The organism is Bacillus sp. RB3, assembly GCF_030164735.1.
Lineage (GTDB): Bacteria > Bacillota > Bacilli > Bacillales > Bacillaceae_G > Bacillus_A > Bacillus_A cereus.
The window spans coordinates 15703-36608 of record NZ_JASNGE010000025.1 but is presented as its reverse complement, the minus strand read 5'-3'; the positions used below and the strand labels follow the sequence as shown (position 1 = coordinate 36608).

Here is a 20906-nt window from a genome sequence, read left to right as displayed (position 1 = left end):
ATTTAAATGAGTCTAGTTAAAAAAGGTGCTGCTCTATTAATGGTAGCAACAATGGCATTATCTAGTGCCGCTTGTTCAAATAGTAAAACAGAAGGAAAACCTGAAGCACAGGCAAAAGTAGCACCAGTTGAAAAAAATGGTGATAAAACTGTAATTCGCTTCTGGCATGCGATGGGTGGAAAAACACAAGGAGTACTAGATAGTCTTGTTGCAGACTATAATAAGTCACAAAATAAATATGAGATAAAGGCAGAGTTCCAAGGAACATATGAAGAGTCTTTAACGAAATTTAGAACGATATCTGCAACGAAAGAAGCGCCAGCTCTTGTTCAATCGAGTGAAATTACAACGAAATATATGATTGATAGTAAAAAAATCACACCAATTGATAGCTGGATAAAAAAAGATAAGTACGATACGTCAAAATTAGAAAAAGCAATTACAAATTATTATTCAGTTGATGGAAAAATGTATTCTATGCCATTTAATTCATCTACACCAGTATTAATTTATAATAAAGATGCTTTCGCAAAGGCGGGCTTAGATCCAGAGAAAGCTCCAAAAACATATGCTGAATTACAAGAAGCAGCGAAAAAGTTAACGATTAAAGAAGGCGGAAATGTAAAACAATATGGATTCTCCATGCTTAACTACGGTTGGTTCTTTGAAGAATTGTTAGCGACACAAGGTGCTTTATATGTAGATAACGAAAACGGTCGTAAGGATGCTGCAAAAAAGGCGGTATTTAATGGTAAAGAAGGACAGAAAGTATTTGGAATGTTAGATGATTTAAATAAAGCTGGTGCCCTTGGAAAGTATGGAGCAAGTTGGGATGATATTCGTGCCGCGTTCCAGTCTGGACAAGTTGCTATGTATTTAGATTCTTCAGCAGGTGTTCGTGATTTAATTGATGCATCTAAGTTTAATGTAGGTGTTTCATATATTCCGTATCCAGAGGATTCGAAACAAAATGGTGTTGTTATTGGTGGAGCATCATTATGGATGACGAATATGGTTTCAGAAGAAACGCAACAAGGTGCTTGGGACTTTATGAAATATTTAACGAAGCCAGACGTACAAGCAAAATGGCATACTGCAACAGGTTATTTCTCAATTAATCCAGATGCATATAATGAGCCATTAGTAAAAGAGCAATATGAAAAATATCCACAGTTGAAAGTAACAGTAGATCAACTGCAAGCGACGAAGCAATCTCCAGCAACACAAGGGGCTTTAATTAGTGTATTCCCAGAATCACGAGATGCAGTTGTAAAAGCATTAGAAGCGATGTATGACGGAAAGAATAGTAAAGAAGCGTTAGATGAAGCTGCCAAAGCAACAGATAGAGCAATTAGCATTTCAGCTCGTACAAGTCAAAAATAAGAGAAAGCCGTATCCTTAAAAGGGATACGGCTTTCTTTATAGGGAGATAAGGGATCAAAGAAATGATGAAGTCTTATCTCTTTTATATGAGTAAAGGGTCTAGAGTGAATGTTGTCCTTTTCATTATTTATTTAACTCCATTGCGACTTGTTTACCATTTACGAAAACCTCTACTACCGCTACTACAACTTCCATTACTTTTTTCATCTCTCATCTCTCCTTGTTTTTTGTTTCATTTCTTACTTTCAGTATAAGGAGATACAGTAATTACAACTATCGAATTGGATGACAAGAGACTTACATTGTTGTAAGGATAATAGTTTAGTTTGTAATAAAGTGAAACTTTAATCAGCGGGGGTCTTACGGCCCATTAATGCGAGATAAATATGATTCGGGATTTCAATTCTGAACTTTCTGTCGTTTTGAACTATAATTAGAAAGAGGGGGGATAATATGAAAAGAATTCTTGTTATTAGTGATATTCATGGAGAGATAAAAAAGTTTGAACAGTTATTGGAAGAAGCTCAATATGATGCGAAACAGGATCAATTAATCTTACTGGGAGATTATGTAGATCGTGGTCCAAATGCGCGTGCTGTAATTGAAAAGGTAAGAGAATTGAAAGAAGAGGGAGCACTCATTTTAAAGGGAAATCATGAAGATATGATGATTAAGGCGTTAACGACAAATGAGGAACATTCATGGAACCATTGGGTAAAAAGAAATGGTGGAGATAAGACATTATATAGCTATGGATTTGTAGAAGAAGATATTGCGGTTAATGAGAAAGACTTCCAAAAACCGATTTTACACTCTCGTGTATTAGAGGAACATATAAAGTTTATTCAAGAATTAGATCATTACATTGAAACAGAAGAGTATATATTTGTACATGCTGGGGTTGAACCGATGAAACGAGTTTCTGAATCTGAACCATATACGTTAATGTGGATCCGTAATGAATTTCATAATGGATATAGCGGTGAAAAGGTTGTTGTATTTGGGCATACGGAAACAAAAACGCTTCATGGTAGTGAGGAGTGCGGAGTGTATTTTGGTAGTAATCGTATTATTGGAATTGATGGCGGGGCTGTGTACGGTGGTCAGCTAAATTGTTTGGAATTGCCGAGTAAAAAGGTATATGTAATAAAAAATTGAAAGAGATAAGAGGAATCTTATTTCTTTCAATTTTTTATTAAGCTAAATTTAAGACAAAGTTTTTATAATAAAATTTCAAAATTTTAGAAGGAAATAGTTAAAAATGAAAATACGTAATGTAACTACATTCTTTTGTTATGAAGAGAAGAAATGTAATAATAAATAGAATTGAACTATTTGATGGAAGGTGAGAGCATGCGCTTACTTGTAGTAGAAGATAATGCCTCGTTATTAGAGTCTATCGTACAAATTTTGCGTGATGAATTTGAAGTAGATACGGCAATAAATGGAGAAGATGGATTGTTTTTAGCGCTTCAAAATATATATGATGCAATTTTGCTGGATGTGATGATGCCAGGGATGGATGGATTTGAAGTAATTCAAAAAATACGTGATGAAAAGATTGAAACACCAGTCCTGTTTTTGACAGCGAGAGATTCTTTAGAAGATCGGGTGAAGGGATTGGATTTTGGTGGAGATGACTATATCGTTAAGCCATTTCAGGCCCCTGAATTAAAAGCGAGAATTCGCGCTTTACTACGCAGAAGTGGTAGTTTAACAACGCAGCAAACGATTCGTTATAAAGGGATTGAATTGTTCGGAAAAGATAAAGACGTTCAGGTAGATGGACAAAGTATTAAGTTGACATTGAAACAATATGAGCTACTAGAGTATCTCATTCAAAATAGCGGGAAGATTTTAATGCGTGAACAAATTTTTGATCGTGTTTGGGGATTTGATTCAGATACGACAGTAGCCATTGTGGAAGTGTATGTGCATCATTTGCGTAAAAAATTAGAACCATTCGGTTATCAGAAAGATATTCAAACTGTTCGAGGTATTGGATATATATTAAAAGAACAATGAAAAAGGGAAGTATGTTTCAAAAGACACGCATTCGTTTGACTATAGTGAATTCATTAGTATTTATCCTATTAATAGGTATATTAGGTAGTATTATTTATTCATACACATATAAGCGTATTTATAATGAAGTGGATCAATCTATAAAAATGATGGCTCAGTATAGAGAAAAATTAGATGTTAAAATACCACCAAGAAAACGTATGGAGAATATCCAAATTGGAGATCCGCGAGTAACTAGAATAACTTGGAATGGGAAAATAGTGAAAATAGAGGGCGATAATCGTAAATTCCGTTCAATTTTTGAAGAGAATTTGGAAAAATTTTCTCCGGAAAAAATAGGGGAGTTACAAGATATCAAAGTACAAGGACGATATTTTAGAGCATTTTCGCTTCAAAAAGATGGAGAAATAGTTCAAATCGTGCGAGATATAACAGCGGAAGAAGGAATGTTAAATACTTTATTTTTAATCCTCGTTATAGGTTGTAGCATAGGAAGTTTATGTGCGATAGGTATCGGCTTTTTCCTAGCTGGCAGAGCACTCGTACCTATTCAAAATTCATGGGAGAAACAGCAGCAATTCGTTTCTGATGCATCACATGAACTAAGGACACCGCTTGCAGTTATTCAATCAAAAACGGATGTGTTATTTCAGTCACCATCCGCTACGATAGAAGAAAAAGCGATGGATATTTCTACAATTTCAAAAGAATGTAGGCGGTTATCAAAACTCGTTAGTAATTTATTATTACTAGCACGTTCTGATTCTAATCAAATTGAGATGGATAAAAAAACATTTGAACTTGATAAATTGTTAGAAGAAATAGTAGCTCCATATAAAGAGATTGCTTCTTATCAAGAAAAAGAAATGATACTAAAAGTAGAACGTGACGTATCTTTTATGGCTGATAGAGAGCGGATTCATCAAATGATGGTCATACTGTTAGATAATGCGATGAAGTATACAAACGAAGGCGGGCATATTCAAATTGATTGCACGCAAACGAGTAGTTCGATTCGCATACAGGTGAAAGATGACGGGATAGGAGTGAAAGAAGAAGATATTCCGAAATTATTTGATCGTTTTTATCAAGGGGATAGAGCAAGAAGTACGTCAGAAGGAGCTGGATTAGGTCTTTCAATCGCAAATTGGATTGTAGAAAAGCATTACGGAAAAATATCAGTAGAGAGCAAATGGGGAGATGGCACTTGTTTTGAAGTGATTTTCCCTAAAAACCAAAAAATATAAGTAAGAAGACGATCTTGTTTTTACAAGGTCGTCTTTTTTTAAGACAAAGTTAAGAAACTATTTATATTATATATGGCATGAAGAAAGTTCGTTACATGAAGAAGAGACTAGGTGTATGTGAGTGGGGGGTTATCAATCATAATGTTATCTCAAGCAGCGATGAGATGTATGTATAGTATTAAAAAAACTAGGGGAATGATGGGAAAGAAAGTATAAGAGGGAGGAATTAATTTTGAAAAAGAAAATGATGACGGTATTCACTATTGGAGTAATGAGCTTAAGTATATTAGGGGGTGCCTCTCCTTCTGAAACATCAAAAGGAAAGACAGATTACACACAACGTAGTAAAGAACAATTAAATAATGGAAAGATACATGCTGTGCATACAGAAGAAAAGGCAGAGAATCTAGGTATTGAAACGGAAGGGAAAGAACAAATTACGTTAGAAAAAGAAATTCATGAGACAGAAGTAGGAAGAGAAGCGAAGCAGCTAGGAATTTCGATTGAAGGAAAAGATGTTGGGACGCTGTCAGAAGAAATCTATGAAACAAAAGTAAAGCAAGAAGCGTTAAAACTAGGCATATCTATAGAAAATACATCAATTGTAAATTTAATTAATCAAATTAATACGATTAAAATTAATGATGAAGCGGATAAATTAGGTATTTCGACAAATGGAAAAGAAATAGAGGACATTGCAGAAGAAATCTATGGAACGAAAGTAAGAGAGGAAGCAGGGAAGTTAGGTATTTCACCAAAAGGAAAAGAGATAGAAGTGTTAGCACAAGAGGTGTACGAACAAAAAGTGCAGGAAGAAGCAAAAAAATATCATATTGATTTATATGGGAAAGATATATATCAAGTATTAAGAGAAATTAATGAACAAAAGGTGCTACAATTGGCAGATGAGCTTAATATGGACAAAGCGAACATGAATATTCAAGAGCTAACAGAAAAAATAAAAAAAGATCAACCTGAGAGAGAAAAAGAACTAAATTTTGTACCAGTGATTCGAACGGATGCTGACGCATTTTATTCTTATTTAACGAACTAAAAAGGGCGTGAGAGTGATACGGAAGTTTAAGTGGTATATATGTATAGCATTACTAGCTATAGCGGTATGGAGTGTATATACAAATGGAATTACAAAGTATGGGGAGAAGTGGACATTCTTCAATATACAAAACGGGAAAGAACCGGAATTTAGTAATAATGATGAAAAGGTCATTTTATCAAGTGTACCATTAATTCAGCAACTACCAGAGCTAGATAGAGGCTGTGAAGTGACAAGCTTAGCGATGATGTTACAATACGCTGGTGTTTCAGTGGATAAGATGACATTAGCAAATGAAATAAAAAAAGTTGATTTTATAGACGATGGTGTGCGCGGGAATCCAAATGAAGGATTTGTAGGTAATATTTATACATTTTCTGAATCGGGATATGGTGTATATCATGGGCCACTTTTTCAGTTAGCGGAAAAATATTTACCTAATAAAGCTGTAGACTTAACAGGGAAGAATATAGAAGAAATTTATAAGAGGATAAAAGCAGGGCAACCTGTAGTCATGATCACAAATGCAACATTTGCACCATTAGATGCAGCTGAATATACTACATGGGAAACAAATAGTGGAGATGTTTCTATTACGTATAATGAACATTGTGTTGTACTTATTGGATATGATCAGGAATTTGTATATATTCGAGATCCACTTGAGGATAGCTTAGATGTAAAAGTACCGAGAGAAACCTTTGAACAGGCATGGGTACAAATGGGAAGTCAGGCAATTAGTTATGTAAAGAGCGTCAAATAAATTAGGACGAAGAGTTTTAGTAATATGACTATAAGGCGAAGGGTAAAGATTTAAGGATTATAAGAGAAGTTTTATAGAGTAGAAGCTGTTAAGAAATAAGAGAACTTTAGCATATATAATGCTAAAGTTCTCTTATTTTTATGATTAAAATACGTATAAGGAGTGGATATGCAAAAATGCATAATTGACGAAAAATTTACATGTTATCATTATATATTGTTTTATACATGTTAATTGTATAAAATGACACAAGTATCCACATTACATAAAGGAGGCTTATTATGCAAAAAATATTTAACTGGGTTAAATGTATGAGTATCAATAAAAAATTAATCATTTCATTCTTTATTATTTTAACTATACCAGGAATTATTATTGGTGGTGTTTCATATCAAACTGCCAAAACAAATTTTGAACATCAAATGACAGCTAAAGCAAAGGAGAATATTTCGATTTTAAATACTGTTATTTCTCAAAATATAGAAGAGAAATTTGTTGATGCGACGTACTTTGCAGACATCTTAACAGAAGATACATATCTAAATGGACAGGAAGAAATAGTAAGAACGAAGCTAGCGCAATATATAAAACTTCATCCAGAAGTAGAAGGTATTTATATTGGAACAGAGACGGGAAAGTTTATAAGAGAACCATTTATCCAAATGGCTGATGGATACAATCCAAGAGATAGATCTTGGTATAAAGAAGCACATGAAAATAAAGGGAAAGTAATTGTTACTTCACCATATCAATCAGCATCTACCAAAAATATGGTAGTGACAATTGCTAAAGAAGTAAAAGATGGTAAAGGTGTTATAGGAATTAACTTAAATTTAGATAACATCTTAAAAATTTCCAAAATGATTAATATTGGTGAAAAAGGTTATGCAGTTATTTTAGATCAAAATAAGCAAATTGTTAGTCATCCATCTAGAAAACCAGGTGCAAAAGTTACTGATCCTTGGATTAAACCAATTTATGAAGAAAAACAAGGAAATGTGTCTTATACAGAACAAGATGATAAAAAGAATTTAATCTTTGCAACAAATGAGAAAACAGGCTGGAAAGTAGTTGGTGTTATGTTCGATGAAGAAATTAACCAAGCTGCCAGTCCAGTGTTTTATAAGACTTTGATTGTCATTGCTATTGCTATTGCATTTGGTAGTATATTAATTTATTTCATTACAAAGTCTATTACAGGGCCATTACGAAAAATAGCTGAATCGGCATATAAAATTAGTAAGGGAGATTTAACAGAGAAAATTACAATCCATTCCAAGGATGACATAGGGAAATTAGGGAATTCATTTAATGAAATGTCTATGTCTTTACAAGATGTTATTACCCAAATTAGCTTTTCAGCAGAACATGTTGCAGCATCGGCTGAAGAGTTAACAGCGAGCGTACAGCAAGCAAATGATGCGACAGATCAAATTACAATTGCGATGGAACAAGTATCAGGTGGGGCTGAGTCACAAAGTCAAGGTGTTGAAGAAGGTGCGGCTACATTACAACAAGTAAATACAGCAATTCAAGATGTAACTGGAAGCGCAGAGTCAATTTCTATTTCCTCATTACATGCCCGTGAAAGAGCTGAAGAGGGAGAAGATTTAGTTGAACAAACCGCAAAACAAATGCAGTCTATTTCTAGGTCGGTATCCGAGTCAGATGCTATTATTAAACTTCTTGATGAGAAATCAAAGCAAGTAGGAGCTATTTCTGAAGCAATTCAAAACATTGCAACTCAAACAAACTTATTAGCTTTAAATGCGGCTATTGAAGCAGCAAGAGCAGGTGAACAGGGACGAGGATTTGCTATTGTAGCAGATGAGGTTAGAAAATTAGCAGAGCAATCAGGAGAGTCATCTGGAGAGATTGCAAATTTAATTGCAGAAATTAAGGCGGATATTGAACATACTGTTAAGGCGATGGATAATGTGAATGGAGAAGTTCAACAAGGCCTTGATGTTGTAACAAAAACGAAAGTAAGTTTTACGGAAATTTTAAGTTCTACTACACATATTGTTTCTCAAGTTAATCAAATGGTAGAAACAACGAAGAGAATTGCTGGAGATGCAAATGAAGTGACAAATGCTATTGATGAAATTGCAGCTGCTGCAGAAGAAAATACAGCTAGTATGCAAAGTGTTGCAGCTTCAACAGAAGAACAGGTTAATTCCATGGAGGAAATTAGTTCAGCTTCGCAAAACTTAGCTGAGATGGCAGAAGAACTACAAGCGATGACTAGTAAATTTAAAGTATAATAACAGCAGATAAGTAAGGTGAAAATAATATCACCTTACTTATTTTTCTATTCAGCAATTAGGGGAGTCATTAACAGGATGAAAAAAAGAAAAAGACTATGGAATTTATGGAAAACGATTACATTGTTAGTTTGTACAGTTGTAATTTTTTCTTTACTTGTGACAGATATATTAATTAGTCATAATGTAGAACGGACGACGGAGGATAGCCAAGCAGAGAAAGCAAAAACAATTGCACACATTGTGGCGAATGATTCGATTGTAATCGATGGTTTGGTTGGGAAAGCAGATACCTCTGCAATCCAAACGTATACAAATAGAATATTACAAAACACAGGTGTTCAATTTATTGTAGTTATGGACATGAATGGAATAAGAAAGTCACATCCAAATCCTCAAAAAATAGGGCATCATTTTATTGGGGGAGATGAAGGGCCTGCATTGAAAGGAAAAGAACATGTATCGTTAGCAGAAGGAACTTTAGGTATTTCCATGCGAGTGTTTGTACCAATATTTTCTGAAACAGGTGAACAACTTGGAGCAGTGGCTGTTGGTATTTCAGCAGATAATGTAAAAGAGAGAGTTAAGGAAAGTAGACATATCATTTATATTGGTGTCGGAGTGGGTGTATTAGTCGGAATTATAGGAGCAATATTGCTAGCTAGACATATAAAGAAAAGTTTATTCGGTCTTGAGCCGCACAGGATAGCAAAAATTCTTGAAGAAAGAAATACGATGCTACAATCTGTAAAGGAAGGTATTATTGCTGTAGATAAAGAGGCTAGAGTAACGTTAATTAATAATGAAGCGAAACGTCTATTTAAAAAAAGCGGACTTGAAGAAGATTTTATCGGTAAAGATGTTGAGGTATATATGCCAAATTCACGTATAAAAGAAGTGTTGCAAACGGGAGAAGTACAATTAAACGAAGAACAAAATATTTATGGGATTACGATTGTGACGAATCGAGTTCCTTTATATGTAAAAGGAGAAATAGTTGGTGCAATTGCAACATTTCGTGATAAAACGGAGATTAGAAAACTAGCAGAGGAACTAACTGGTATTAGACTATATGCAGAAGCATTACGGGCACAATCTCATGAGTTTATGAATAAGATGCATGTCGTATTAGGGCTTACACATATGAAACAGTATGAAGAATTACAGAAGTATATAAGCGGCATGGTATCAGAGCATCAATATGAAATTGGTGGAGTTATGAAAAGAATAAAAAGTCCAGTATTTGCTGGTTTTTTACTAGGTAAGCTCAGCTATGCTAGAGAGAAAAATATAAAATTAATTATAAGTGAAGATTCTTACATGCCGGAAATAGATGATGAAAGTATTACTCATGAACTTATTACGATTGTCGGAAATTTAATTGATAATGCATTAGAGGCAGTTACGAATTGTGAAAAGAAGCGAGTTGAAGTTAAGATACAACATGGGGATATACTAACTATTACAGTGCAAGATACGGGAAAAGGTATACAAGAAAAAGAAATAGAGGAAGTATTTACGAAAGGTTATTCCACAAAGGGAGATAACCGTGGTTATGGTTTGTATCTTGTAAGAGAAAGTATACAGCGAATAAATGGGGAAATTCATATGCATTCATTAGTAGGAAAGGGAACAACGATAACAATTGAAATACCTAAAGGTAGGGATGAGAGGCAAATATGATTAAAGTTTTAATTGTAGAAGATGACCCGATGGTAGCAATGTTAAATACACATTATTTAGAGCAAGTAGGAGGGTTTGAACTTGTTCAAGCAGTTAACTCAGTAAAGTCAGCGATAGAAATATTAGAGAAATCACGAGTAGATTTAGTATTACTTGATATTTTTATGCCTGAAGAGACTGGTTTTGAGCTTTTAATGTATATCCGGAACCAAGAAAAAGAAAGCGATATTATAATGATTTCAGCTGTACATGATATGGGAAGTATAAAAAAAGCATTACAATATGGCGTAGTAGATTATTTAATTAAACCATTTACATTTGAACGATTTAAAGAGGCATTAACTATATATCGAGAAAAACTTACTTTCATGAAAGAACAACAAAAAATTAGTCAATCGGAATTAGATTCATTAATTTTACAAAAAGAAAAAAGACAGCCTACTGTGACGAAAGAGCTTCCAAAAGGGTTAACGAAGCAAACGTTGCAATTAATTTGGCAGAAGATCGAGTCTCTGAATGGAAGAGTATTTACAACAGATGAAATGGCACAATTAGTTGGAATTTCAAGAGTTTCTATTCGAAAATATGTAATGTTTCTGACTGACATTGGGGTGTTAGAAAACGAAATGATGTACCAACATGTGGGAAGACCTGTAAGTAAATTAAGATGTGTTGATCAAAAGAAAATAGAGTTTTACGTATAAGCGACTTAACATAAGTCGCTTATACTTTTTTTAATTACAAAATCAATTACAAAACTTACAAAAACTATTTTTACTATTGAAAGCGTTTTAATATTGTTATTAAGAAAACGAGGGGGTGCCATATGGGAATTCAAAAGAATGTGGAAGCGGTATCATTTTCTGAAGGAAATGAAGTACAAAGAGAATCTTTCGCTTCTAAAATTATGAATGTAAAAATCGGTGTTATACCTTTACCGTTATATGTAGTATTGGCTGCTATTATTTATGGGGCATCTGTATATAATAAATTGCCAGCAGATATGATTGGTGGATTTGCAGTTATTATGATCATGGGGATTTTCTTAGGCGATATTGGGATGAGAATTCCAATTTTAAAAAATATCGGTGGTCCAGCAATACTTTCGTTATTTATTCCATCATTACTTGTATTTTTTAACTGGATGAATCCAGCTTCAATGGAAGCTGCGACTATGTTAATGAAAAAATCGAACTTTTTATATTTATATATTTCTTGTTTAGTAGTCGGAAGTATTTTAGGAATGAACCGTAAAGTGTTAGTACAAGGTTTCGTTCGTATGTTTATTCCTTTAGTAGTAGGGACGTTAGCTTCTGTAGCAGTAGGATTATTGGTCGGTTCATTATTTGGATTTGAAATGAAGCACACATTCTTCTTTATCATCGTACCAATTGTGAGTGGTGGTATCGGGGAAGGGATTTTACCATTGTCGCTAGCTTATAGTGATATTTTAAATGAATCATCAGCAACGTTTGTATCACAGCTTATTCCAGCAGCTATTATTGGAAATATGTTCGCAATTGTAAGTGCAGGGTATATGAAGCGTTTAGGTGAGAAGAAACCGGAGCTTAGTGGTAACGGTGTATTAGTGAAAACAGACAATCAAGCAGAATTATTAAAAGAACAAAATACAGAGAAGCCAATTGACTTCTCATTAATGGGAGCAGGTTTATTAATTGCGTGTACGTTCTTTATCTTCGGAGGATTTGCTTCTAAGTTCATCGGTATTCCTGGGGCAATCATTATGATTTTCTCAGCAGCGCTTGTGAAATACTTTAAATTAATGCCAGCAAAAATGGAGCAAGGAGCATTCCATTTATATAAATTTATTTCGAAGAATTTAACTTGGCCTTTAATGGTTGGATTAGGATTGCTATATATTCCGTTAAAAGACGTAGCAGCAGTTCTTTCAGTAGGATATGTTGTTGTGTGCGCATCGGTTGTTCTTACAATGGTAGCATCAGGTTTTCTTGTAGGGAAAGTGATGAAAATGTATCCAGTTGAATCAGCGATTGTAACTGGATGTCATAGCGGTTTAGGTGGAACTGGAGATGTTGCTATTTTATCAGCTTCAAATCGTATGGAATTAATGCCGTTCGCGCAAATTTCGACTCGTTTAGGCGGAGCGGCAATGGTTGTAACAGCGACAATATTATTAAAGATGTTTTCATGATCAAACAAGCTAGCTATATTCATATAGCTAGCTTGTCAAATTAAGGGGAGATTATAAGTATGTTAGCAAATCAAATTAATGAAAGATCATTGTTATTGCATAAAGAATTAGTAGGGAAAATTGAAATTACAAGTAAAGTAGAAGTAAATTCAGCGGATGATTTAAGCCTGACGTATACACCAGGTGTAGCGGAGTCTTGTAAAGCAATTGCGGCAGATGAAGAAACGGTGTATGACTATACAGCACGTGGTAATATGGTGGCAGTTGTCTCAGATGGAACAGCGGTACTCGGTTTAGGAAACATTGGACCGAAAGCGGCTATGCCTGTTATGGAAGGAAAAAGTATTTTGTTTAAGAAGTTTGCGAATGTAGATGCTTTCCCATTATGTTTAGGCACAACGGATGTAGATGAAATCGTTACCCTTGTGAAAAATTTAGAGCCTACATTTGCAGGGATTAATTTAGAAGATATTGCAGCACCGCGTTGTTTTGAAATTGAAAAACGATTAAAAGAAGAAACGAATATTCCTGTATTCCATGATGATCAACATGGAACAGCTATTGTCGTTTTAGCAGCTGTTATTAATGCATTAAAAGTTGTTAGCAAACAAATGGATAATGTGAAAATCGTTATTAACGGTGCGGGTTCGGCAGGAATTGCAATTGGAAAATTATTATTAAAGGCTGGTGCAAAGCACATTACGCTAGTTAGCCTAGAAGGTATTGTTTGTGAAGGTGAAACATGGATGAACGAAGCGCAAATTGAAGTTTCAAAAAAGACAAATCGTGAACATGTGCGTGGAACGTTAAAAGAAGCGATTAACCAAGCTGATATTTTTATTGGCGTATCTGCTCCTAACGTATTAACGAAAGAACTTGTACAGACGATGAATGAGAAAGCAATTGTGTTTGCAATGGCGAATCCAATTCCAGAAATCTTCCCTGAGGATGCATTAGGGGCTGGGGCAGCTGTAGTAGGAACTGGGCGCTCGGATTATGCGAATCAAGTAAATAATGTATTGGCGTTTCCCGGAATATTCCGCGGTGCGTTAGATGTGCGCGCAACTGATATTACAGAAGAGATGAAATTAGCGGCAGCATATGGGATCGCTAACATCATTACTGATGAAGAACGTAATGCGAATTATGTAATCCCGAATCCATTAGATAAAAGAGTTGTTCCAAGTGTTGCGGAAGCAGTAGCGAAAGCAGCTATTGATTCAGGCGTGGCACAAATTACGAAAATACCACGTTATTAATAGCTAAAAGCAGTGCCTAAAAGGCACTGCTTTTTTGAGATAAGAAATCAAAATAATGAAGAAGTGTAGAATTATTTATGTTTCTTCACTATTTATTTAATTCCATTGCAACTTGTTTACCATTCACTAAAACCTCAGTTACTGCTACGATTACTTCTATCATTTTTTTCATCTCTCATCTCTCCTCGTTTCATTTCTTACTTTAAGTATAAGAGAAGAGAGATAATTCAACTATCGAAGTACATGACGTAGAAATTACATTGTTGTAAGAAAGTGGTTTATTTTTGTCACTTTACTTAGCGGTGATTACAAACTGATCATAATATTTTTCATTCACATAGATATTTAATAACCATAATCCAGATGAAGGTAGTGACATAGCGAGAGGGAGTTCGCTTGTAGTAGAATTGATTGTATTTGAAGTAGTCCAAGTTTGTTTGGAAATTTCTTTTTGAAAGAGTACTGGTGTTGGAGTTACAGATCCTTGTTTTAGCGCAATAATAGACAATTTTCCAGTAGGTATTTCAGAATCTAGAAAGTACCACATTATTTCATTTTGTTCATTTGCGATAATAGGACTATCAGCCATTGCGATTTTTCCTTCGATGCCTTTTAAAGGTATTTTTCCGTCTATGAATGAGGGGGCTTCTTCCCAATTTACATCTTTTAAAACACTAAGGTGAAAGAAGGAAGGTGCGTTCACTTGAGTGGATGAAGTTGCTATTACGTCTTTTTTTTGTTCTTTTGAATCCGGTTGAGTTTGTGTGCATCCAGTGATGAGGAGGGAGAGAAGTAGCATAGTTCCGATTTTTTTCATGGTGCCACACTCCTAGTTTTTATTGTTAGTGTAATTGTATTTGCTAGAAGGCGGGACAATTCCTTTAAAGTATAAAAAGAGGTCGTAAGTTTTGTACGACCTCTTTTGACATTTTTTATCCCGTAAAGCCCGATTGGTGTAGGTTAATAATCAGTGGGAGATAGCCCCACTAATTAAAGTTTCATTTTATATTTGTTCCGTTGTATAGGTTGGTTCGGTTTCTTTTTGAGGCATCGTCAAAAAAATAACGGACAGAACGATACATACGCCGCCTAATAATTGGTATGCTCCAAAAGCTTCATTTAGCCAAGTGATTGAAACGATGGCAGCTACAAGGGGTTCAATGCTAGATAAAATGCTTGTTTCTGTTGCTGCTAAATATTTAAGACTACCGATATATAGAAGGAAAGAAAGGGTACCACTAACAATGATAAGAATAAGCATAGAAAAAGTTTTCAGTGTAAGGGTTTGTGAAAATTGATTCCACCCGAATGAACGATTATAAATAAGTAGTGCAATTCCTCCGATTAACATCCCCCAACCAATTACTACAGTTGTCCCGCATTCTTTAATGAGAGAAGCCGGATGAAGGGTATAAAATGCAAATCCGATTGCTGTTAATAGTCCAAAAATAATAGCTTCTTTAGATAAAACAATATTTTCAATTGAGCCATTTGTAATAATAAAGTATGTTCCTATTAGCGCGGCTATAATTGCGAATAGTTGCATGGAAGCAGGGAATTTTCTTTGTTCAAATGCAACATACACGGTAATAAGAACAGGACCTAGAAATTGAAATAGCGTTGCAGTGACCGCGTTACTAATATGAACCGTTTCGATAAAGGCGTATTGTGCACCGAGCATGCCGAGAATAGAAAAAATAATAAGTTGTATAGAATATCTAAGGTGTTTCCAAATTTGAAATATGTTTTGTTTCTTTATAAGTAAGAAAGACAAAATAAATATTCCTGCAAGCAACAATCGAATTGTTAAAAAATCAATTGAGGATACATTAGTATGCTGAAATAGCCACTGAATCATTGGACCAGATAATCCCCATAATGTAGCCCCTGTAATAATCATAATGAGTCCGATACGTCTACCATTGTTCATTATCATGTTTCTCCTCTCCGGTATTTGATTTTTGATGTGTGACATGATAAAAGGAATTATATATAAAATCTGGTACTGTAAAAAGTATCAGATTTTAGTTTTATTAAGGGGTCAGATATTATGTTAGAATTAACGCCTAATTTAAATGTGAATAGTAAAAAGGCATTGTATGTGCAATTGTATGAGTATATAAAAAAAGAGATTAAAGATGGATCGATTGTCCCTTTTACGAAATTACCGGCTAAGCGAAAGTTAGCGATACATTTACAAGTAAGTAAAAATACAGTAGAGGCAGCCTACGAACAATTACTTGCAGAAGGTTATATTGAATCGATATCGAGAAAAGGTTATTTTGTATGCAAGATTGAGCAAATGGTTCATGTAGAGGATAGCGAAGAGAGGATAGAAGAAGTCCCGTTTCAGGAGAAGCGTTATAAATTTGACTTTACACAAACAGGAATTGATACAAATGCTTTTCCATTTAACATGTATCGGAAAATTGTAAATGAAGTATGGCAGCCGCATAATAACGAACTTCTCTTTCTAGGACACCCTCAAGGGGAAGCAAGCTTAAGAGAAGAGATTACGAATTATTTGTATGAATCTAGGGGTGTGCGTTGTTCAGCTAGTCAAATTGTATTAGGAGCGGGAACACAAATATTAGTGAAACTATTGTTTCAATTGTTAAAGGGAAGCAATTATGCAGTTGAAAACCCAGGGTATCATAGAAAGATGGTTGTTTTTGAACAGGGAGAAGCAAGAGTCCAAATGTTATCTTTAGATAGAGATGGAATTTGTATTGCAGATTTAGAAAATAGCAATGCGAATGTTGTATTTGTTACACCTTCCCATCAGTTTCCATATGGAATGATTATGCCTATTACGAGAAGGATGCAGCTTTTACAATGGGCAAAGAAAGAAGAGAGCAGGTATATTATTGAAGATGATTACGATAGTGAATTTCGTTATTCTGGAAAGCCTATACCGGCGCTGCAAGGGTTAGATACAGAGGGGAAAGTTATTTATATGGGGACGCTATCTAAAGCATTATTGCCATCGCTACGGATGAGCTATATGGTGTTGCCGAAGAAATTAATTAAAAAGTATCAACAGCAATATTTATTTTATACACAAAGTGTTTCAAGAATAGATCAAGAAGTGATTAGAAGATTTTTAAATGAAGGATATTGGGAAAAACATATTCATAAAATGCGTGTTGTCTACCGAAAGAAGAGAGATAGACTTGTTTTTGAAATAGAGAAGTATTTCTCTAATCGTGTTGAAGTGATAGGAGAAGATTCGGGATTACACATTTTATTAAAAGTGCATAATGGAATGCGGGAAGAAGAATTAATTCAAGAAGCTGCGAAATATAGTATTAAAATATATCCTGTGTCTACGTACTATAAAGACGGTATGGCGCCTGAGAGTGTAGTTTTACTTGGGTTTGTGATATTATCAGAGGAAGAGATTGCGAAAGCGATTCAATTATTACACACGGCATGGTTTACAAGAAAGTAAAAAACATCCTCCAAACATGAGGATGTTTTTTATTATTTATTTTCATCTAAGAATAAGACCATATGCTCTTCGTCCCAATATTGTCCGTTATATTTTAATGAACGTTCTTGTACACCGAATGTTTTAAAACCTAATGATTCATAAAGTTTTTTCGCTCCATCGTTGCCAACAACAACATCAAGCATAACTTGTTCTACTTCTAAAGATTTAGCAAGCTCAAGACATTCTTTAATAAGTGCTTTTCCTGCTCCAAGTCCGCGTGCTTTTGGAGATACATATACAGAACCGATTTTAGCTTTATGTTCTTGTTTTACATATGGTTTCGTTTCCAGTGTTGCAACCCCGATTAATTTTCCATCTTTAAATGCACCTAGCGTATAGTTTTCATCTTGTGCTAATTTTTGTGCTTTATATTCAATCGCACACTCTTTATTAATAATATCTTCATAAGAAGAGCTGAATGCTTCAGGGTTTTGCTTTAATCCTTCTACGCGAAGTTCTAAGTAAATTTCTGCTTCGTCTTTTGTTAATACATGGATATCCAATTATATCACCCTCCAAATCTTTGCAAATGTACCTTTATTTTATATTGAAATAAGAATAATTTCAAAAGCTTAGCTTATATGAGCTGTTTTTATGAACAAAATAACACCAGTAGTGTTTACTACTACTGGTGTTTTCACACGCATATTATTCAAAAGGTAGCTCGATTATAAAGTTTGTTCCCGCTCCTAATTGGCTTGTTACTATAATAGAACCGTTATGCAATTCTACAATTTCCTTTGCAACAGCTAGCCCGATGCCTTTTCCGCCTGTAGCTCGTGTTCTGGATTTATCAACACGATAAAAACGGTCAAAAATATGCGGGATATCTTCTTCAGGAATACCTTCACCTTCATCTTGTACACTTATTGTAAAAGAATCTGTTTCCATGAGTACACGTATCGTAATGGATGTGTTTTCTGGCGAATGTTGATAAGCGTTGTGTAATAAATTTAACATAACTTGTTCCATACGTCTTTCGTCTATACAAACTTCTAAATCATCTTTGCAATATACATGAAGTTGCATTTGCTTATTCGTTAATGTTGTTTTTGTCTTTTCAACCATTCGTTCTAAAAATGGCTGAAGAAGCACTTTTTGTTTTTTTATAACAAATTGGTGTTGTTCTAATTGTACAAGCATAAATAAATCTTGGACGAGATCGGTTACACTATCCGTTTCATCCTCAATGATTTGTAAGTATTCTTCTCGCTCCGCTTTTGTTAAAGAGTCTCTCTTTGCTACCTTTGCATAACCTTTCATATAGGTCAATGGAGTTAATAGTTCATGAGCGACACTAGCGAGAAATTCATTGCGCTCTTTTTTCATATACGTAAGCTCACTCGATAAATCTTCAATTGTTTTTGCTAAACTTCCGAGTTCATCATTTCGTTTAATACCTAATTGAATTGGCTTGTTTAATTTTGACATTTTTTCTGTCGCTCTCTTCATTTTTATAAGAGGATCTGTAATAAATTTAGAAAAAACAAAGACAGAAATAGTTGTTAAAATAATCGTCAAAATACTAATGATAAGAAATTGATGCAGGAGTTTAAGTAACATCTTTTCTAAGAAAGATGTTTTTAATAACATATGTAAATTACCTTGAAATCCTTGAATTTCAAGTGGACTTACTGTTGAGATGAATTTTGATTTTTTCCAGTTTCTTTCTACAATTAACCCACTTTTTGGAATAGATTTTGTTTTACAAATAAGTTGTTTTTGCATTTCTTTCGTTATGGGTTCTGAGTTAGAAATAATTTTGCCGTTATTGTCAGTTATAATGATTGTGATATCAGTATTAGCAATTAATTCGGAACCGATTAAATCTTCAGCCGCATGCTCGATAGTGAAATCCTGATACCGAGGGTGTTTAGGACGTTCTGTGTATTGCTGTTGTTTAGAATGATCATTCCATCTTGCACGGTTTACAATCTTATCACGATACCGATTACCTTTCTCTAATAGAGCATCGGTTTCTTCTTTCACACGCATTGTTGAAAGGCTTTTATAAAAAGATACGAAAGCAATTGTTTCAATACATAAAGCTAATATTAAAAAGTATGTCCCAATTTTAAGGGAAAGTTTACTCATTTTCTCACCATACCTTATTCATAATAAAGAGTCAGTGGTATACGATTTCCCACTGACCGAAGTAATTATTCACTTTTCCATTTATATCCGACTTTATAGACCGTTTCTAGGTAATCTTCAATCGGAAATCCTTTTTTGCGTAGTTTATCACGGATATTACGAATGTGTGAATCAATTGTTCTATATTCGATATCTGTTTCATAGCCCCAAATTTTTTCGATTAAATCATCTCGGCTATAAGCACGGTTTGTATTTTGCAAAAATAGTCCGAGTAACGAAAATTCGATAGGAGTTAGCGAGATTTTTTCATCGTACACTGTGACGGTATGTTTCGTTTTATCCCACTCAATACCATTGAAACTAACAAAGCCATCTTTTTTTGTACGGCGTAATATAGCCTCGATTCGTGCGACTAATACATGCTCATCAAATGGTTTTGTAATATAATCATCTGCGCCCATCGTGAGGCCTTTCACCATATCGTAGTTTTGGTTGCGAGCTGTTAACATAATGATAGGAACGTTAGAAATTTGACGAATTTGATAGCAAGTATCCCATCCATCCATATTCGGCATCATAACATCTAATAAAATAATATCGAATTCTTTTTGTTCGATTAATTTTAGTGCTTCAAGGCCAGAGGTAGCTTTCATACAAAAATAGCCGCGAGGGCTTAAGAATAGATCTAATAATCGTAACATACGTTCTTCATCGTCTACTAATAAAATTTTTACCATAATCTTGTGCACCCCAAACTGTTCATTCTACTTGTATAGTTTACATGAAAATAATAAAAAACTCTTTTTATGTGATTGAATGGAGGGATGATTTTTTCGCTCGGAGTAATTGACATAAAAAATGCACTAGTTTTGCACAACTATTTTTTATAATAAAAAACGTAGCGACACAAAATACCCTATGTTGCGACATAACGTCATGTCATTTTATTTATAAAATGACAATTCCATTCTATTGTGTATGTGAGATAGAGAGGGTTTTCGTATTCACCTCGCATCGGATAAGAAAAATTTCCTATCTCACACTTTTTTTAAAGGAGATCATACACATGAATCCAAAAGAAGAAATTTCAAAAAAAGAAAAGCAAGATCGTAATACGGTTGTCATGTGTGTTGCCGTATCTATGGTTATTATTATAAGTTGTGTAAATAAAATTTTAGGGATTTTATAAAATAAAAAAGCTGATTGCTTCTTAAGAAGCAATCAGCTTTTTTCATTGTTAGGGGAGTATTCCTATATGATAAACCAAGGTAAAATTGCTAACCCAGAAGTTATAATCGCTGTAGTAAATATTAAAAGCATAGCTCGTTTGTTTTGTTTCATGTCACATTCTCCTCTACATATCAAGTACATGCGATCAGCGTGGGATGTAGTTCCCCACTGAGTAAAGTTTTACTTTATATTTTTAGTATAATGAATGGTAAGGATTGGTACGATCGATAAAGGTGAC

The 20906-nt window shown here is 34.3% G+C and carries 18 protein-coding genes; 13 read left to right on the top strand and 5 right to left on the bottom strand.

Translation table 11 applies throughout. The annotated features are described in order from the left end of the window. Positions 1 to 6: 6 nt before the first annotated feature. The 11 genes from QO049_RS23610 (at position 7) to QO049_RS23560 (ending at position 13851) form a co-directional block, all read left to right on the top strand. Positions 7 to 1383, top strand: coding sequence for an ABC transporter substrate-binding protein (locus QO049_RS23610; RefSeq protein ID WP_097856364.1), 1377 nt, complete (start codon positions 7 to 9; stop codon positions 1381 to 1383). Between the two features lie 453 nt (positions 1384 to 1836). Further along, positions 1837 to 2541 (top strand): metallophosphoesterase family protein, encoded by a 705-nt coding sequence (locus tag QO049_RS23605; protein ID WP_000821994.1) that lies wholly within the window; start codon positions 1837 to 1839, stop codon positions 2539 to 2541. Between the two features lie 195 nt (positions 2542 to 2736). Further along, positions 2737 to 3408 carry a response regulator transcription factor gene (locus QO049_RS23600; protein WP_001238623.1) on the top strand — a complete coding sequence of 224 codons (672 nt, stop codon included), beginning with the start codon at positions 2737 to 2739 and terminating at the stop codon, positions 3406 to 3408. Further along, positions 3405 to 4655 carry a sensor histidine kinase gene (locus QO049_RS23595; protein WP_000715830.1) on the top strand — a complete coding sequence of 417 codons (1251 nt, stop codon included), beginning with the start codon at positions 3405 to 3407 and terminating at the stop codon, positions 4653 to 4655. The genes QO049_RS23600 and QO049_RS23595 overlap by 4 nt, the downstream gene beginning before the upstream one ends. Before the next feature lie 232 nt (positions 4656 to 4887). Next, the gene (locus QO049_RS23590; RefSeq protein WP_000728596.1) at positions 4888 to 5709 is read left to right on the top strand and encodes a hypothetical protein; all 822 of its coding nucleotides are present in this window, start codon (positions 4888 to 4890) and stop codon (positions 5707 to 5709) included. A 7-nt stretch (positions 5710 to 5716) separates the two neighbouring features. Beyond that, positions 5717 to 6472: a C39 family peptidase gene (locus QO049_RS23585; RefSeq protein ID WP_284489537.1), complete on the top strand. Its 756-nt coding sequence runs from the start codon at positions 5717 to 5719 to the stop codon at positions 6470 to 6472. Positions 6473 to 6753: 281 nt separating this feature from the next. Beyond that, the gene (locus tag QO049_RS23580) at positions 6754 to 8736 is read left to right on the top strand and encodes a methyl-accepting chemotaxis protein (protein ID WP_001169206.1); all 1983 of its coding nucleotides are present in this window, start codon (positions 6754 to 6756) and stop codon (positions 8734 to 8736) included. Positions 8737 to 8814: 78 nt separating this feature from the next. Continuing rightward, positions 8815 to 10419 (top strand): sensor histidine kinase, encoded by a 1605-nt coding sequence (locus tag QO049_RS23575; protein WP_284489536.1) that lies wholly within the window; start codon positions 8815 to 8817, stop codon positions 10417 to 10419. Continuing rightward, a complete protein-coding gene (locus QO049_RS23570) occupies positions 10416 to 11123 on the top strand; it encodes a response regulator (protein WP_284489535.1) in 708 nt (235 codons plus the stop codon). Before QO049_RS23575 ends, QO049_RS23570 begins: the two co-directional genes overlap by 4 nt. Before the next feature lie 122 nt (positions 11124 to 11245). Continuing rightward, positions 11246 to 12592: a 2-hydroxycarboxylate transporter family protein gene (locus QO049_RS23565; RefSeq protein WP_000512722.1), complete on the top strand. Its 1347-nt coding sequence runs from the start codon at positions 11246 to 11248 to the stop codon at positions 12590 to 12592. Positions 12593 to 12651: 59 nt separating this feature from the next. Continuing rightward, a complete protein-coding gene (locus tag QO049_RS23560) occupies positions 12652 to 13851 on the top strand; it encodes an NAD(P)-dependent malic enzyme (RefSeq protein ID WP_284489534.1) in 1200 nt (399 codons plus the stop codon). A 292-nt stretch (positions 13852 to 14143) separates the two neighbouring features. Here QO049_RS23560 and QO049_RS23555 read toward each other — a convergent pair whose 3' ends face one another. Together QO049_RS23555 and QO049_RS23550 are read right to left on the bottom strand one after the other, a co-directional pair. After that, the gene (locus QO049_RS23555) at positions 14144 to 14668 is read right to left on the bottom strand and encodes a DUF4871 domain-containing protein (protein WP_000719695.1); all 525 of its coding nucleotides are present in this window, start codon (positions 14666 to 14668) and stop codon (positions 14144 to 14146) included. A gap of 186 nt (positions 14669 to 14854) precedes the next feature. Further along, positions 14855 to 15781, bottom strand: coding sequence for a DMT family transporter (locus tag QO049_RS23550; RefSeq protein ID WP_001059047.1), 927 nt, complete (start codon positions 15779 to 15781; stop codon positions 14855 to 14857). A gap of 120 nt (positions 15782 to 15901) precedes the next feature. Between QO049_RS23550 and pdxR the strand changes: the two genes are divergently transcribed. Continuing rightward, a complete protein-coding gene (pdxR, locus tag QO049_RS23545) occupies positions 15902 to 17302 on the top strand; it encodes a MocR-like pyridoxine biosynthesis transcription factor PdxR (RefSeq protein ID WP_284489533.1) in 1401 nt (466 codons plus the stop codon). Between the two features lie 32 nt (positions 17303 to 17334). Here pdxR and QO049_RS23540 read toward each other — a convergent pair whose 3' ends face one another. The 3 genes from QO049_RS23540 to QO049_RS23530 form a co-directional block, all read right to left on the bottom strand. Then, the gene (locus tag QO049_RS23540; RefSeq protein WP_000351212.1) at positions 17335 to 17847 is read right to left on the bottom strand and encodes a GNAT family N-acetyltransferase; all 513 of its coding nucleotides are present in this window, start codon (positions 17845 to 17847) and stop codon (positions 17335 to 17337) included. A gap of 145 nt (positions 17848 to 17992) precedes the next feature. Beyond that, positions 17993 to 19438 (bottom strand): HAMP domain-containing sensor histidine kinase, encoded by a 1446-nt coding sequence (locus tag QO049_RS23535; RefSeq protein WP_284489532.1) that lies wholly within the window; start codon positions 19436 to 19438, stop codon positions 17993 to 17995. A gap of 65 nt (positions 19439 to 19503) precedes the next feature. Then, positions 19504 to 20175, bottom strand: a complete 672-nt coding sequence (locus QO049_RS23530; RefSeq protein WP_000238956.1) for a response regulator transcription factor — start codon at positions 20173 to 20175, stop codon at positions 19504 to 19506. Positions 20176 to 20504: 329 nt separating this feature from the next. Here QO049_RS23530 and QO049_RS23525 point away from each other — a divergent pair, with 329 nt between their 5' ends. After that, positions 20505 to 20627: a hypothetical protein gene (locus QO049_RS23525; RefSeq protein ID WP_001068392.1), complete on the top strand. Its 123-nt coding sequence runs from the start codon at positions 20505 to 20507 to the stop codon at positions 20625 to 20627. Positions 20628 to 20906 lie beyond the last annotated feature (279 nt).